This is a genomic window from Phycicoccus jejuensis (assembly GCF_000720925.1).
Lineage (GTDB): Bacteria > Actinomycetota > Actinomycetes > Actinomycetales > Dermatophilaceae > Phycicoccus > Phycicoccus jejuensis.
The window spans coordinates 187,083-202,053 of sequence record NZ_JOEE01000004.1; the positions used below are offsets into that span (position 1 = coordinate 187,083).

Annotated in this window: 14 protein-coding genes and 1 pseudogene; 6 read left to right on the forward strand and 9 right to left on the reverse strand. The window is 73.0% G+C overall.

What is annotated here, in order from left to right:
* Positions 1-38: 38 nt before the first annotated feature.
* From IG69_RS0109360 to IG69_RS0109370, 3 genes are all read left to right on the forward strand, one after another.
* Positions 39-806 carry a 3-oxoacyl-ACP reductase gene (locus IG69_RS0109360; protein WP_030527902.1) on the forward strand — a complete coding sequence of 256 codons (768 nt, stop codon included), beginning with the start codon at positions 39-41 and terminating at the stop codon, positions 804-806.
* A gap of 8 nt (positions 807-814) precedes the next feature.
* Complete coding sequence (locus IG69_RS0109365) at positions 815-1,561, forward strand: gamma-glutamyl-gamma-aminobutyrate hydrolase family protein (RefSeq protein ID WP_030527903.1); 747 nt, start codon at positions 815-817, stop codon at positions 1,559-1,561.
* Positions 1,562-1,625: 64 nt separating this feature from the next.
* Positions 1,626-2,750, forward strand: coding sequence for an MBL fold metallo-hydrolase (locus tag IG69_RS0109370; protein WP_030527904.1), 1,125 nt, complete (start codon positions 1,626-1,628; stop codon positions 2,748-2,750).
* Positions 2,751-2,772: 22 nt separating this feature from the next.
* Here IG69_RS0109370 and IG69_RS23115 read toward each other — a convergent pair whose 3' ends face one another.
* Positions 2,773-2,907, reverse strand: a complete 135-nt coding sequence (locus IG69_RS23115) for a hypothetical protein (RefSeq protein ID WP_281174728.1) — start codon at positions 2,905-2,907, stop codon at positions 2,773-2,775.
* A gap of 91 nt (positions 2,908-2,998) precedes the next feature.
* Positions 2,999-3,457: pseudogene (locus IG69_RS23270) on the reverse strand (LLM class flavin-dependent oxidoreductase); the annotation flags it as partial.
* Between the two features lie 248 nt (positions 3,458-3,705).
* On the opposite strand from IG69_RS23270, the gene cimA reads away from it, so the two are divergent.
* Positions 3,706-5,298: a citramalate synthase gene (gene cimA / locus IG69_RS0109385; RefSeq protein ID WP_030527905.1), complete on the forward strand. Its 1,593-nt coding sequence runs from the start codon at positions 3,706-3,708 to the stop codon at positions 5,296-5,298.
* Positions 5,299-5,304: 6 nt separating this feature from the next.
* Here cimA and IG69_RS0109390 read toward each other — a convergent pair whose 3' ends face one another.
* The 6 genes from IG69_RS0109390 to IG69_RS0109415 all read right to left on the reverse strand — a co-directional run bounded on the left by IG69_RS0109390 (position 5,305) and on the right by IG69_RS0109415 (position 11,511).
* Positions 5,305-6,489, reverse strand: coding sequence for an ABC transporter ATP-binding protein (locus tag IG69_RS0109390; RefSeq protein ID WP_030527906.1), 1,185 nt, complete (start codon positions 6,487-6,489; stop codon positions 5,305-5,307).
* 32 nt (positions 6,490-6,521) lie between these two features.
* Positions 6,522-7,361 (reverse strand): carbohydrate ABC transporter permease, encoded by an 840-nt coding sequence (locus IG69_RS0109395; RefSeq protein ID WP_030527907.1) that lies wholly within the window; start codon positions 7,359-7,361, stop codon positions 6,522-6,524.
* Positions 7,358-8,296, reverse strand: a complete 939-nt coding sequence (locus IG69_RS0109400; RefSeq protein WP_030527908.1) for a carbohydrate ABC transporter permease — start codon at positions 8,294-8,296, stop codon at positions 7,358-7,360. The genes IG69_RS0109395 and IG69_RS0109400 overlap by 4 nt, the downstream gene beginning before the upstream one ends.
* The gene (locus IG69_RS0109405; protein ID WP_030527909.1) at positions 8,293-9,546 is read right to left on the reverse strand and encodes an ABC transporter substrate-binding protein; all 1,254 of its coding nucleotides are present in this window, start codon (positions 9,544-9,546) and stop codon (positions 8,293-8,295) included. Before IG69_RS0109405 ends, IG69_RS0109400 begins: the two co-directional genes overlap by 4 nt.
* A 128-nt stretch (positions 9,547-9,674) precedes the next feature.
* On the reverse strand, positions 9,675-10,985 hold the full coding sequence (locus tag IG69_RS0109410; RefSeq protein WP_036829640.1) for an MFS transporter: 1,311 nt from the start codon (positions 10,983-10,985) through the stop codon (positions 9,675-9,677).
* A gap of 106 nt (positions 10,986-11,091) precedes the next feature.
* Positions 11,092-11,511, reverse strand: coding sequence for a hypothetical protein (locus tag IG69_RS0109415; RefSeq protein WP_030527911.1), 420 nt, complete (start codon positions 11,509-11,511; stop codon positions 11,092-11,094).
* Positions 11,512-11,655: 144 nt separating this feature from the next.
* Between IG69_RS0109415 and IG69_RS0109420 the strand changes: the two genes are divergently transcribed.
* Positions 11,656-13,032, forward strand: coding sequence for a 13E12 repeat family protein (locus IG69_RS0109420; protein ID WP_051750396.1), 1,377 nt, complete (start codon positions 11,656-11,658; stop codon positions 13,030-13,032).
* Here IG69_RS0109420 and IG69_RS0109425 read toward each other — a convergent pair.
* Positions 12,985-13,905, reverse strand: a complete 921-nt coding sequence (locus tag IG69_RS0109425; protein WP_425414802.1) for a 3-methyladenine DNA glycosylase — start codon at positions 13,903-13,905, stop codon at positions 12,985-12,987. The genes IG69_RS0109420 and IG69_RS0109425 overlap by 48 nt on opposite strands.
* 131 nt (positions 13,906-14,036) lie before the next feature.
* Here IG69_RS0109425 and IG69_RS0109430 point away from each other — a divergent pair, with 131 nt between their 5' ends.
* A complete protein-coding gene (locus IG69_RS0109430) occupies positions 14,037-14,963 on the forward strand; it encodes an SGNH/GDSL hydrolase family protein (protein WP_030527914.1) in 927 nt (308 codons plus the stop codon).
* Positions 14,964-14,971 lie beyond the last annotated feature (8 nt).

Below are 14,971 nucleotides of genomic sequence, written 5' to 3' on the forward strand. Positions count from 1 at the left end.
CGACCACCCACCGCACCACCCAGCACCGAGGAGAGAACATGTCAGGCAGGCTCGCGGGCAAGGTCGCCGTCGTCACCGGCGGCTGCTCCGGCATCGGCCTCGCGACCGTGCGTCGCTTCGCCGAGGAGGGCGCGACCGTCGTCGTCGCCGACCTCGCGGACGAGGCGGGCGAGGCCCTCGCCGCCGAGATCGGCGGCACGTACGTGCACTGCGACGTCGCGTCCAAGGACGACGTCGACGCCCTCTTCGCCACGGCGAAGGAGAAGCACGGCCGGGTCGACATCGCCTTCAACAACGCGGGGATCAGCCCGCCCGACGACGACTCGATCCTCGACACCGACCTCGACGCGTGGCGCCGGGTGCAGGAGGTCAACCTCACCTCGGTGTACCTCTGCTGCAAGGCGGTCATCCCGATGATGCGCGAGCAGGGCGGCGGCTCGATCATCAACACGGCGAGCTTCGTCGCGGTCATGGGTGCGGCGACGTCGCAGATCTCGTACTCCGCATCCAAGGGCGGCGTCCTGTCGATGACCCGCGAGCTCGGCGTGCAGTTCGCCCGCGAGGGCATCCGGGTCAACGCCCTCTGCCCGGGCCCGGTCAACACGCCGCTGCTCAAGGAGCTGTTCGCCAAGGACGCCGAGCGCGCCGCGCGCCGCCTCGTCCACGTGCCGATGGGTCGCTTCGGCGAGCCGGAGGAGATGGCGAACGCGGTGCTCTTCCTCGCCTCGGACGAGTCGAGCTTCATGACCGCCTCGACCTTCCTCGTCGACGGCGGCATCTCGGGCGCCTACGTCACGCCGCTCTGAGCCCGGCCGTGCCCACCCACCGCCCGGTCATCGGGATCACCTGCTACGTCGAGGACGTCGACCGCTACCCCTGGGTGGGGCAGCGCAGCGTCGTCCTGCCGCACCGGTACGTCGCGCAGGTCGAGGCGGCGGGTGGGGTGGCCGTCGTCCTGCCCCCGCGACCCGACGTCGACGGGGCGCTCGCCCGCTCGGTGCTCGAGCGCGTGGACGGGCTCGTCGTCGCCGGGGGAGCGGACGTCGAGGCCGGCCGCTACGGCGCGCAGCCGCACCCCACCTCCCAGGCGCCGCGGCCCGACCGCGACGCCTGGGAGACGGCCCTGGTCCGGGCGGCTGCGGAGGTCGACCTGCCGGTCCTCGGCGTCTGCCGGGGGATGCAGGTGATGGCCGTCGCGGACGGCGGGACGCTGGAGCAGCACCTGCCGGACCGCGTCGGGCACGAGGCGCACTGCCCGAGCCCCGGCGTCTACACCTCGCACCACGTCGACCCGGTGCCGGGGAGCCTCCTCGCGTCCGTCGTCGGCGAGCTGCCGCTCGACGTGCCGACCTACCACCACCAGGCGGTGCTCGCGTCCTCCCTTGAGGGGTCGGGCTGGGTGCCGGCGGCGTGGCACGGCGACGGGACGCTCGAGGCGATGGAGGACCCGCGGGCCCGCTTCCGCCTCGGGGTGCAGTGGCACGCCGAGGAGGGGGAGCTCGCCGACCTGTTCGTCGCGCTCGTCCGCGCGGCGGCCGACGTGGCGGCGCTCCGGCCCTGACCGACATCGTCTCGACAGGGTGGACGAGACCGCCACTGCCTGTCGCCGGGGTGACAATGGGCCGGTGAGCCGACTCAACAGACTGGCCGTCGCCGCCGGCGCCGCGAGCGCCCTCGGGGCCCTTGCCGCCGCCGGGCGCGGCGTGGGTGCCGCCATGGGGGCACGACCGGACGGGGTCCGCCTCGAGCGGATGCGGCGCTCGCCGCACTACCGCGCGGGCGCCTTCCACAACCGCCGCCGCGGGACGGCGTCGATGCCGACGAGCCAGCGCGACGTGCTCGAGCGCTACCGGGCCAACGCCGAGACGCGCCGGCCGGCGGGGCCCATCCCCGTCGTCAGCGCGCACCGCGAGCCCGCGACCGAGGGCCTGCACGTCACGTGGTTCGGTCACGCCAGCGCCCTCGTCGAGCTCGACGGCGTCCGCCTCCTGCTCGACCCGGTGTGGAGCGAGCGCTGCTCGCCGAGCCAGCACGTCGGCCCCCGACGCCTCCACGCGACCCCCGTGCCGCTCGAGGCGCTCGGGCGCATCGACGCCGTCGTCATCTCGCACGACCACTACGACCACCTCGACATGGCGACCATCCAGGCGCTCGCCGCCGGCACCGACGCCGTCTTCGTCGTGCCGCTCGGCATCGGCGCGCACCTCGACGTCTGGGGCGTGCCCGGGGCGCGGGTCGTCGAGTGCGACTGGGGCGAGGGACACGACGTCCGCGGCGTGCGGGTGACCGCGGTCGAGTCGCAGCACTTCTCGGGTCGCGGCCTGCGCCGCGACGGGACGCTCTGGGCCTCGTGGGTGCTCGGCGGCCCCGGCGGGCGCGTGTTCTTCAGCGGCGACACCGGGTACTTCGACGGGTATGGCGGGATCGGGGCCGAGCACGGCCCGTTCGACGTCTCGCTCATGGCCGTCGGTGCCTATGACGCCGCGTGGCGCGACATCCACCTCGACCCCGAGGAGGCCGTCCGCGCGACCGTCGAGCTCGGCGGCGGCCTGCTGCTGCCGATCCACTGGTGCACCTTCGTGCTCGCCCCGCACCCGTGGGCCGAGCCGGTCGAGCGCCTGCTCGTCGCCGCGGCGACTGAGGGCGTCCCGGTCGCCGTCCCGCGCGTCGGCGACCGGGTCGACGTGGCGGACCCGCCCGGCCTCGACCCGTGGTGGGAAGCGGCGGCCGGCCTCCCCGTGCGAGCCTGAGCACCGCCCCCGCCCCGGACGGTCAGCCCGGACCCCGGCTCGTGGCCCGCACCGGGCCGCGGCGTCGACGGCGGCGCGCCACCGCCTCGCGCAGGCGGAGCACGTCCTCGGTCGTGTGGTCGCTCCACCGCCCGGTGTCGGCGAGCTTGTAGGGCACGACACCGTCGGCGCGGGCCGCCCGCCGGGCCGCCGCCCCGGGCGCGGGTGGTGTCCCACAACGGGTTCAGCGCTGCGCCACGGTCGCCGGGGTCGCCGGCACCCACCCCGAGCACCACGCGGCCGCCGGAGAGGGCCTGCAGGGTCATGGCCCCCCGGGCGAGCCCGACGGGGTCCCGCGCGAGCAGCCCGGTGACCGTCGTCCCCAGCGTGACCTTCTGCGTCCGTCCCGCCACGAGAGCGAGGACCAGCCAGGGGTCGGAGGTCGAGGGGTCCTCACCGCGGTGGTAATCCAGGTAGTCCTCGAGGAAGACGCCGTCCCAGCCGGCGCGCTCGGCCTCGACACCCAGCTCGACCAGCAGGTCGGCCGGGACGTCGTCGCCTCCGCAGGGGAGCTCGAGGCCGTACCTCATCCCGCCACCGTACGAGGACCCGGTGGCATCGAGCCGTCCGGCACCGCCACGATGTGGACGGGTGCTGGCCGCCGGTCCGGCCCCGTGCCACGCTGGGCCCGTGACGTTCCGTGACGCGGCCACCACCGCGATCATCATCGTGTAGCGCGACGAGAGCACTTCCTCGTCGCGCAGACCTCCCGCACCCCGGGAGGTCTTTTCGTTGGGAGGGACGTCACCCGGGAGGGTGCGGCCGGACCGACGGAGACGGTCGACCGCCCACCCCCGCGGGCGACCGGGCACCGGCGAGGCGATGATGGAGCACGAAGCACCACGCGTCGACGCCCCGGCCCGCACGGGCCGGGGCACGGGCGCCGGGAGACCGGCCTGACTCGCGGATGGATCCGATGACCGACCTGCACGTGTACGACACGACCCTGCGTGACGGGGCGCAGCAGGAGGGGCTCAACCTCTCCGTCGCCGACAAGATGGCGATCGCGGCGCACCTCGACGAGCTCGGGGTCGGCTACATCGAGGGCGGCTGGCCGGGGGCCAACCCCAAGGACACCGAGTTCTTCGCCCGGGCCGCACGCGACCTGCGGCTGCACAACGCCACCCTCGCCGCGTTCGGGGCCACGCGCCGGGCCGGCGGCCGTGCCGACACCGACCCGCTGGTGCGCGCGCTCCTCGACAGCCGGGCGCAGGTCGTCACGCTCGTCGCCAAGTCGCACACCGGGCACGTCGAGCGCGCCCTGCGCACGACGCTCGCCGAGAACCTCGAGATGGTCCGCGACACCGTCTCCTTCCTCGTCGGGGAGGGCCGCCGGGTCTTCCTCGACGCCGAGCACTTCTTCGACGGCTACCGCACCGACCGCGACTACGCGCTCGAGGTCGTCCGGGCCGCGATGGAGTCCGGCGCGGAGGTCGCGGCCCTCTGCGACACCAACGGCGGGCTGCTGCCCGGCGAGGTCGGCGGCATCGTCGACGACGTCGTCCGCTCGACCGGCGCGCGCGTGGGCATCCACTGCCACAACGACACCGGCTGCGCCGTCGCCAACTCGATGGCCGCCGTCGACGCCGGCGCCACGCACGTGCAGGGCACGGTCAACGGCTACGGGGAGCGCACCGGCAACGCCGACCTGCTGACCGTCGTCGCCAACCTCCAGCTCAAGCAGGGCCGCGCGCTCCTCGAGCCGCACCGCCTCCAGGAGGCGACCCGGATCGCGCACGCCATCGCCGAGGTGACCAACGTGCCGGCGTACTCGCGCCAGCCGTACGTCGGCTCGAGCGCGTTCGCGCACAAGGCCGGCCTGCACGCGAGCGCCATCAAGGTCGACCCCGACCTCTACCAGCACCTCGACCCCAAGCACGTCGGCAACGACATGCGGATGCTCGTCTCCGACATGGCCGGGCGCGCGTCCATCGAGCTGAAGTCCCGCGAGCTCGGCTTCGACCTCGACGCCTCCGACGAGGCGGACGCCGCGACGCTGCGCCGGGTGCTCGCCGCCGTCAAGGAGAAGGAGCTGCGCGGGTACACCTTCGACGCCGCCGACGCCAGCTTCGAGCTGCTGCTGCGCCGCGAGCTCGACGGCGGCCTGCCCGCGTTCTTCGAGACCGAGTCGTGGCGGGTCATCACCGACGCGCGGGGCGACGAGGACGCGCTGTCCGAGGCCACCGTCAAGGTGCGCGCGGCGGGGGAGCGGCACGTCGAGACCGGCGAGGGCAACGGGCCGGTCAACGCGCTCGACCACGCGCTGCGGGCCGCGCTCGCCACCACCTACCCGGAGCTCGCCGGCCTCGAGCTCATCGACTACAAGGTGCGCATCCTCGACGCCGCCCACGGCACCGACGCCGTGACGCGCGTGCTCATCGAGACCTCCGACGGCACGACGTCGTGGACGACGATCGGGGTCGCGGCGAACATCCTCGAGGCGAGCTGGGACGCGCTCGTCGAGTCGGTCACCTACGGGCTGGTCCGCGCGCAGGTGCCGCCCCGCTGACGCGCGTCAGGCGTCGGCGTGCTCGCCGACGCCGGCGGTGAGGTTGCGACCGCTGCCGACGTCGAAGACGTGCATCTTCGAGGTGTCGACCCACAGCTCGGCCTGCTGCCCGGCCCGGACGCGCGCCGCGGCGTCGAGCCGCGCCGTGACCGTCGTGCCCTCGCCGACCATGTCCTGCCCGGTGTCCTTCGCGAGGTCCTCGAGGTCGCCGGAGGTGACCTGCTCGCCCTGGACGGTGAAGTAGGCGTAGACGTCCGAGCCCATCGACTCGACGAGGTCGACCGGCACCGTGACGGTGGCGCCCGGCTTGTCGCCGACGAGGGAGGCGTCCTCGAAGTGCTCGGGCCGCAACCCGATGAGCACCTGCTTGCTGGTCGACTCCTGCACGGCGCGGCGGACGGCGCCCGGGACGGTCAGCTCGCCCAGGCCGGTCTGCAGCCGGTCGCCCTCGATCGTGGCCGGGAGGAAGTTCATCGACGGGCTGCCGATGAAGCCGCCGACGAAGAGGTTGGTCGGGTGCTCGTAGAGCTCGGTGGGGGAGCCGACCTGCTGGACGATGCCGCCGCGCATGACGACGACGCGGTCGCCGAGGGTCATCGCCTCGGTCTGGTCGTGGGTGACGTAGACGGTCGTCGTGCCGAGGGCCTTCTGGATGCGCGAGACCTGCGTGCGCATCTGGACCCGGAGCTTGGCGTCGAGGTTGGACAGCGGCTCGTCCATGAGGAAGGCCTTGGGGCTGCGGACGATCGCGCGGCCCATCGCGACGCGCTGGCGCTGCCCGCCGGAGAGGTTGGCCGGCTTGCGGTCGAGGTGGTTGGTCAGCTCGAGCATCTCGGCGGCCTCGCCCACCTTCTGGTCGATCGTCTTCTGGTCAACCTTGGCGAGGACGAGCGGGAAGGCCATGTTCTCGGCGACGGTCATGTGCGGGTAGAGCGCGTACGACTGGAAGACCATCGCGATGTCGCGGTCCTTGGGCGCCTTGTCGTTGACGACCTGGCCGTCGATCCGCAGCTCGCCCTGGGTGATGTCCTCCAGCCCGGCGATCATGTTGAGGGTCGTGGACTTCCCGCAGCCCGAGGGCCCGACGAGGATGATGAACTCCCCGTCGCGGATCTCGAGGTTGAGGTCGTCGACGGCGAGGGCGCCGTCCGGGTACCGCTTGACGACGTGGTCGAGGACGATCTCTGCCATGGGGTGCTCCTTCGTGGTCCGGGTCGCGGGCGTCAGCCCTTGACCGCTCCCGAGGTGAGGCCGGCGACGATCCGCCGCTGGAAGAACAGGACGAACAGGACGATCGGGATGGTGATGACGACGGCGGCGGCCGCGATGGCCGCGGTGGGCTTCTCGAACGTCGTCGCGCCGGTGAAGTACGACATCGCGGCGGGCACGGTGCGCGCCGAGTTGGTCGAGGTGAGCGAGATCGCGAAGAGGAAGTCGTTCCAGCAGGCGATGAAGACGAGGATCGCCGTCGTGAAGACGCCCGGGAGGGCGAGCGGGGCGATGACCCGGCGGAACGCCTGGTAGGGCGTGGCGCCGTCCATCTGGGCGGCCTTCTCGAGCTCCCAGGGGATCTCGCGGAAGAACGCCGACAGGGTGTAGATGCCCAGCGGCAGGGCGAAGGTGATGTACGGGAGGATGAGCCCGGGCCAGGTGTCGAAGATGCCGATCGCCGTCTCGATCTTGAACAGCGGTGTCACGAGGGCGATCTGGGGGAACATCGAGATGAGGAGCGACGTCGCGACGATCGCCCGCTTGCCGGGGAACTCGAGCCGGGCGATGGCGTAGGCGGCCATCGTCGCGAGCGTCAGGGCGATGCCGGTGGCGATGAGGCAGATGCCGATCGAGTTGACCAGTGCCCGGATGAAGTCGCTGTTCCGGAAGATGTCGCTGTAGGCGGTGGTGTCCGGGTTGAGCGGCAGGAAGTTGCCGTCGTTGAGGGTGTCGTCGCCCTTGAGCGAGAGCGAGATGATCCAGATGATCGGGACGAAGGCGTAGACGAGGACGATCGCGTTGGCGACGCTCCAGCCGATGCGTCGCTGGGGGGTGATGGGGACTGCAGTCATCGGGACCCGCTCCCTCCCGGGGCCGCGGCCCCGAACAGCTTGACGAACAGGAAGGCGATGATCGCGGTGGTGATGAAGATGAGCACCGCCATCGTCGACCCGATGCCGAGGTTGAGGCCGCGAATCAGGTTGTTGTAGGCCACCATCGACACCGACGAGGTGTCGTTGCTGCCCCCGGTCAGCACGAAGATGTTGTCGAAGACGCGGAAGGCGTCGAGCGTGCGGAAGAGCAGCGCGACGAGGATCGACGGCTTGATGAGCGGGACCGTGACGCGCCAGAACCGTTGCCACGCACTGGCTCCGTCCATCGAGGCGGCCTTGAGGAGGTCCTCGGGGACGAGCGCCAGGCCGGCCATGAGGAGCAGCGCCATGAAGGGCACCGTCTTCCAGACCTCGGCGAGGATGATGATCCAGATCGAGGGCCACCGGTCCGTCAGCGGTGCGGAGTCGCCGGCCAGCCAGCCGATGCCCTGGGTCCACGCGAAGCGCCACGAGAACGCGGCGACGACGGTGACGATGGCGTACGGCACGAGGGCCGAGGTGCGCACGAGCCCGCGGCCGACGAGGGTGCGGTGCATGACGAGCGCGAGCAGCATCCCGAGCACGAGCTCGGCGGCGGCGCCGATGACGGTGATGAACATCGTGATGCCGAAGGACTGCCACCAGATCGGGCTCGTCAGCACGGTCACGTAGTTCGAGAGGCCGACGAACTCGTTGGCGTCCGGCTTGCGCAGGTCGGCCTTGAAGAACGACAGGTAGATCGCGTAGGCGATGGGGTAGGCCGCGACCGCGAGCATGACGAGCACGGCCGGGGCGCAGAGCATGAGCCCCAGGCGCTGCTCGGCGCGACGGCCCTCGCTGGCGCGCTTGCGGGCGATGACGAGGCCCTCGTCGGGCTCGGGAGCGGCGACCGCCGGCGGCGTCTGGGTGCTCACGGGAGGATCCCCTTGCCGTCGATGGCGTCCTGGATCTCGGTGCGCAGGGTGTCGGCCGTGCGTTGTGGGTCGATCTGCGACGGTGGCGACAGCGTCGACGACACGATCGTCGAGATGTTCTGGTAGAGAGGCGTCTTGGGCCGCGGGACGGCGGTCTCGAGCTCGGCGAGGATGTCCTCGTACATCGGGTAGGCCTCCTGGAACTCGGGGTCGTCGAAGACCTCCTCGAGGACCGGGACGTTGCCGGCGTCGAGGGCGCCGTTGAGCTCGGCCTCGGGGTTGCGCAGGCACATCGCGGCGTCGAAGGCGAGGTCGGGGTGCGTGCTGTAGGTGCTGATCGCGTAGTTCATCCCGCCGAGCGTGGCGCGGGCGGGCTCGCCCTCCTTGAACTGCGGGAGCTTGGTCCAGCCGAGGTCGTCGGCGACCTCGGGGTTGGCCTCGCGCATCGCCGAGAGCATGTACGGCCAGTTGATGGCGAAGGCCGCCTGGCCGTTCTGCATCTGGGCGAAGACCTCCGGCTCCTGGCTGTTGGAGAGGGAGGCGCTCGCCAGCCCGTCGGTCGCGAGGCTCTTGAGGATCCCGAGCGCCTCGACCGTGCGCTCGTCGACGGTCGGCTTCGTGCTGTCCTCGTTGACGAGCGTGCCGCCGAGCGAGGAGAGGATCGTGTTGAAGCCGACGACGTAGCCCTCGTACTGCGCGGCGGTCAGGCCGATGACGTACGGCTTGTTCTCGGACTTCAGCTGCTGGGCCCGGTCGACGACCTGCTGCCACGTCGTCGGCGCGTCGGGCACGAGCGACTTGCGGTACCAGAGGAGCTGGACGTTGGTCGTCCGCGGGATGCCGTAGAGCTTGTCCTTCCACGTCGCGGTGTCGATCGGCTGCTGGAGCACGCCCTCCGTGGCGGCCTGCGCCTGCTCGCCGGTCAGCTCGCGGATCCACCCGGCCTCCGCGAACTCGGCCGTCCACGTGACGTCCATCCCGAGGACGTCCATGCCCTCGTCGCGGGCCGCGAGCCGGCGGACGAACTGCTCACGCTGGCTGTCGGCGTCGCTGGGGATGAGGTTGGGGCGGATCGTGTAGCGGCCCTGGGCGGCGGCATTGCAGGCGTCGAGGATCTTGGTCCACCCCGCGTCGGAGGTGCTGCCGTAGACGTTGATGACGGGCGTGCCGCCGTCGCCGTCGCTGCAGGCCGCGAGCGCCGCCACCGAGGCCGCGACCACCCCCAGGCCCGTGAGTCGTCGCAGTCGCATCGGCCCGCTCTCCCTCCGTTGGGTGCCGTGCCCGACGGTGACCTGGGTCACAGCCGGTGGAGCGACCCTAGGTGCACGTCGGCCTCAGGGCAACAGGTGGGCGCGGTCCGTGTCCGGGCCGTGACCTCTCAGGCCAGATGGAAGCGCTTGCGGCACAAGGTGATCGTCACGAGTGACAGCGCTGCCACCGCCATGAAGTAGAACGCGGGGGCCGAGAGGCTGCCCGTGCGGTCGATGAGGAACGTGAAGATCGCGCCCGCGAAGCCGCCGAAGACGAGGACGCCGAGGTTGTAGCCGACGGCCATGCCGGTCGTGCGCACGTTGGTCGGGAAGAGGTCGTGGTACAGCCCCGGCAGGGGGCCGAAGTACGAGGCCATGACCGCGCCGAACACGACCTGGACGACGGTGAGGACGGCGACGGTCGGCACCGCGACGAGCAGCTGGAAGAGGGGCCACGCGACCACGAGGCCGGCGACGGCGGCGACGGTCATGACGCGGGCCGGGCCGACGCGGTCGGCGAGCCGCCCGACGAAGGGGGTGCCGACGAGGGTGACGACGCCGGCGATCATCCCGCCGAGGAAGCCCGCGTAGCCCGGGAGGTCGAGGCTCTTCACGGCGAAGGTCGGCATGTAGAGGATGAGGTAGACCGAGATCGACGCGAGCGCGACGGCGCCGGCGGCCGCGAGCAGGCGGCCGAGGTGCGTGCTGACCGTGGAGCCCAGCGGGGAGTCGAGCTTCTCGGCGTGCTCGAAGTCGGCGGTCTCGTCCATCTTGCGGCGGATGTACCAGCCGACCGGGCCGATGAGCATCCCGACGAAGAACGGGACGCGCCAGCCCCACGTGTAGAGGGCCTCGCGGGACAGGAAGGTGGTGAGCCCGAAGCCGAACGCGGAGGCGAGGAACATCGCCGCGCCCTGGGTCGCCACCTGCCAGCTGCCGTAGAAGGCGCGCCGGTCGGGGGCCGACTCGACGAGGAAGGTCGTCGCGGTGCCGAACTCACCGCCGGCCGAGAACCCTTGCACGAGACGGGAGGCGAGCAGCCAGAGGCCGGCCGCGACCGGTCCGACAACGGCTGCGGTCGGGGCCACGGCCATGAGGCCCGTGCCCACCATCATCGTGAGGATGGTCATCGACAGGGCGCGCTTGCGGCCGTGACGGTCGGCCCAGCTGCCGATGACCGCGGCGCCGAGCGGGCGGATGAGGTAGGAGACGGCGAAGGTGAGGAAGGTGAGCATCAGCGCGGCGAAGCCGGAGACCTCGGGGAAGAACAGCTCGCTGATGACGACCGCGAAGCTCGAGTAGACGATGATGTCGAACCACTCGAGGGCGTTGCCGATCGAGGACGCGACGACGGCCTTGCGCGCCTTCGTGACGGCCTCGGGCGACGCCTCCCCTGGGCGGTCGTGCGACGTGCTGACGTGGTGGTTGGTGCTGGCCATGACCTCGACCCTCGCACCGCGACACGGTCGATGGTGGTTCGGGAGCGGGTGAGCTCCACGCGGTCCGCGATGCGGACGACAGCGGTCGTCGGCTCGGGGGGCGTCGTCACGAGGCGGGAGCCGCCACCCACACACCCTTCTCGGCGCAGGCCGCGGGGACGACGACGCCGGCCACCTCGTGGTCGGAGCGCCGCTCGCCCGGTTCGAGCGCGACTCCGCCGCCGACGTCCACCGGGTCGCCGAGCGCGGCCGACGGCCGGCCGGGCACGTGGACCGTCGCCGGGCCGTCGGTGGTGACCGACGTGCCGGCGGGCCAGACGACGACCGTGTCGCCGACGCCCAGGCACCCACCGACGTCCGTGAGAGGCCCCGAGAGCAGGGCGTCGCCCCCGGAGTTGGTCCGTTCCCCGACGAGCACCGCTGTGCCGCCGGCGTCCAGCACCTGACCGGAGCCGGAGTCGCACCCGACGAGGGCGGCGCACGCGCAGAGCACCGAGAGCGCGGGGAGGGGACGACCGACGGCCACCTCACGATGGTGGCAGGCGGCTACGTGGTCGGGCCGGTGCTCCAGCCACGGGCCCGCAGCCGCCGGGGTCCTCGAAGCGGAAGGTCGGTGGGCCTTGTCGGTGGCTTCTCCTAGAGTGTGGAGCACAGGGAAAGGGGGCGACCGATGGGCGCGATCTCGCTGCAGGACAGCCGAAGTTCTGTTGCGCCCGCGGACGTCGTCGCCTCCCTGCGCGCCTCGTTGGCCACGCTCGACGCCGGGGCCGGGACGGACCACGAGCGGGTCGCGCTGGTCGCCGAGCTGGAGCGGCTCAAGGCCGCGGCGGCGGCCTGCCAGGCCCGTGCGACGGACGCGCTCCGACGCTCGCGCGAGGCGGTGGCGCCGCACGACGTGACCCGCTCGGTGGGCTCGGAGATCGCCCTCGCCCGCCGGGAGGCCCCGAGCCGCGGAGACCGGTTCGTCGGCCTGGCGCGGGCGCTCGTGCACGAGATGCCCTGCCTGTTGGCCGCTCTCACCGAGGGGGCGACGAGCGAGTGGGCCGCGGTCGAGGTCGTCCGGGAGACCGCGACGCTGACCCGCGAGGACCGGGCCGAGGTCGACCGCCGCATCGCCGACGCCCTCCATCGGCTCTCCGCCCGCGCGGCCGGACGGGCGGCCGCCCGGGTGGCGGCAGAGCTGGACGCCGCGTCCGTCGTCCGCCGGATGGAGGCCGCGGTGCGGAGCCGGCGGGTGAGCGTGCGCCCCGCTCCCGACGGGATGGCCTACCTGACGGTGCTCGGCCCCCTGCACGAGATCGTCGGCGCGCACGCCGCCCTGCTGCGCCGGGCGCGGAGCGTTGTCGGCGGGCAGTGCGAGGACGAGGCGCCCGACGGGCGGGGCGTCGGGGCCGTCAGCGCCGACACCGCTCTGCGCCTGCTCTCCGGGCGGACGCACGGGCAGGTGCAGCCCCTCGAGGTCCAGCTCGTCATGACCGACCGCTCCCTCCTCGGCACCGGTGACGCCGACCGCCCGCTCGACGAGCCCGCCCGCCTCCCGGGGCACGGCTCGGTACCGGCGCCGGTCGCCCGCGCATGGGTCCGAGGGGCCGGCCCCGCGTCCGTGTGGCTGCGCCGGCTCTACACGACGCCCGACGGGCGGGACCTCGTCGCGATGGACTCCCGCCGCCGCACCTTCCTCGGCGGGCTGCGCCGGATGCTCGTGCTGCGCGACGACGTCTGCACGACCCCGTTCTGCGACGCACCGATCGTCCAGGCCGACCACGCCCACCCCGCCCACGACGGCGGGCCCACCAGCGCATGGAACGGGAACGGGAAGTGCCTGCGCTGCAACCTCGTCAAGGAGGCGCCGGGCTGGTGCGTCACCGTGACGCGTGGCTCACCCCACGAGCTGGTCACGCGCACCCCGGCCGGGCACTCCTACCGCTCCCTCGCACCGCCCCTGCTGGGCTGGGGGAGCGAGCCGCACCCACCACCGGGCGCCGACGGACGAGGCGGCTCAGCGCTCGAGCGACGCATCGACTGGCTCTTCGCGAACGCCGCCTGAGCGCGCGACTCCCTGCTCGAGCACCTCGACGAGCCTGCGCCGCAACGCGTTAGACCGGACCGTGAACTCACGCTGCCGCGTCAGGTACTCGGTCTTGCCCTCGGACGTCTCGATGCGCACCGGCTCGTACCCGAGCTCGAGCAGGTCGTACGGCGAGGCCTGCATGTCGAGCACGCGGATGGCGCGCGCGAGGTCGAAGGCGTCCGCCGTGAGGTCGCTCGGCACGAGCGGCGCGAGCTTGAACGCCCACTTGTAGACGTCCATCCCCGCGTGCAGGCACCCCGGCTGCTCGTGCGCGACCTGCTCCTCGCGCGTCGGCCGCAGCTGGTTGAGCGGGGCGGCCGACTCGGTGAAGAAGCGGTAGGCGTCGAAGTGCGAGCACCGCACCGCGTGCCGCTCGACGACCTCGTCGGTGCCCCGCGGGCCGAGGCGCAGCGGCCACCCGCTGTGGCGGATGTCGTCGGCGGGCAGCCGGTGGACCATCGCCCACTCGTGCAGCCCGAAGCACCCGAGGTGCGGGGGCCGCGAGAGCGTGGCCGTCAGCAGCTCTCGGACGAACGAGACCGTGCCACCCCGCGCGTCGAGGAACGACCCGAGGTCCAGCCGGACGCCGTCGCCGACGACCTCGTGGTGCCGCCACCCGGCCCGCTCGGTGGACGCCGCTCCCTCGAGCAGCACGCCGGCGCCGGGGTGCCATCGGCGCAGCTTCGCGGGGGAGTGGTTGTAGTAGCGGAACAGGAAGTCCTCGACGGGGTGCGCCCGCCCGTCGGCGCGACGGGTGCGGTGACCGGCGGTCGCGGCGTCGACCCGCTCGGCGTGGGCCCGCTCGAGCCCACGCCACTCCTCGCGGGCCAGGACGACGGTCACCCGCACCACGGTAGTCGCGACCGCGGGACGCCCCGGGCACACCCGGGAGCCCTCGGGCGTTGGACGCGGGTGAGGATGGAGGTGCGGCCACCGCCGCGCCCCCGTCAGCGTCCAGCCACCGACCCGGAGGTCCACCCGTGCGCCGCCCCGCGCTTCTCACCGCCGCGCTCGCCGCGCTCGCCCTCGTCGGCGGCTGCACCATCGGCGGCTCCGAGCCGGACCCCGCCGCCTCGTCGGCCCCGGCGCCGGCCTCGAGCACCGCCTCCGCCTCCGCATCGCCGTCCGCGTCCGCGACGGCGGCCCCCGACGGCCCCGTGGTCCTCGCCCTCGGCGACTCCCTGGCCGCCGGCTACCAGCCCGGGGGCAGCGAGCGGCGCGACACCGCCTACCCCGCGCTCGCCGCAGCGCGGGTGTCGCAGGGCGGCACCGAGCTCGGCGTCGAGAACCTCGCCTGCAGCGGCGAGACCACCGGCACCCTCCTCGAGGGCGGCCGCTGCGACTACGCCGAGGGCAGCCAGCTGGCCCAGGCCGAGGCCTTCCTGCGCGAGCGCGGCTCCGACGTGCGGATGGTGACCCTCGACATCGGCGGCAACGACCTGCTCCGCTGCGCGGCCCGGCTGCAGGTCGACGCCGCCTGCGCCGAGCAAGGCGTGCGGACCGTCGCGAAGAACCTGCCGACGATCGTCGAGCGGCTGCGCGCCGCGGCCGGCCCCGACGTGCCGGTGCTCGTCCTCGGCTACTACAACCCGTGGCTCGCGGCCTCCTACCTCGGCACGGGCGAGGCCCAGCTCGACGCCGCGAAGACCGCGTACTCCGGGCTCGACGCCGCCATCGAGAAGGCGACGAAGGCCGCGGGGGCGCGCTACGTCGGGCTCGACGCCGCCTTCGCGTTCGACGACGAGTCGCCGACGACCTTCAACGGCCGCGAGGTCCCGACCAACGTCGCGCAGGTCTGCACCCTCACCTACATCTGCACCGCCTTCGACGTGCACCTCACCGACGAGGGCGCCGCCGTCGTCGGCCGCGTCGTCGCGGACGCCGCCCGGAAGGCCGGGGTCTCCTGAGGCCGACG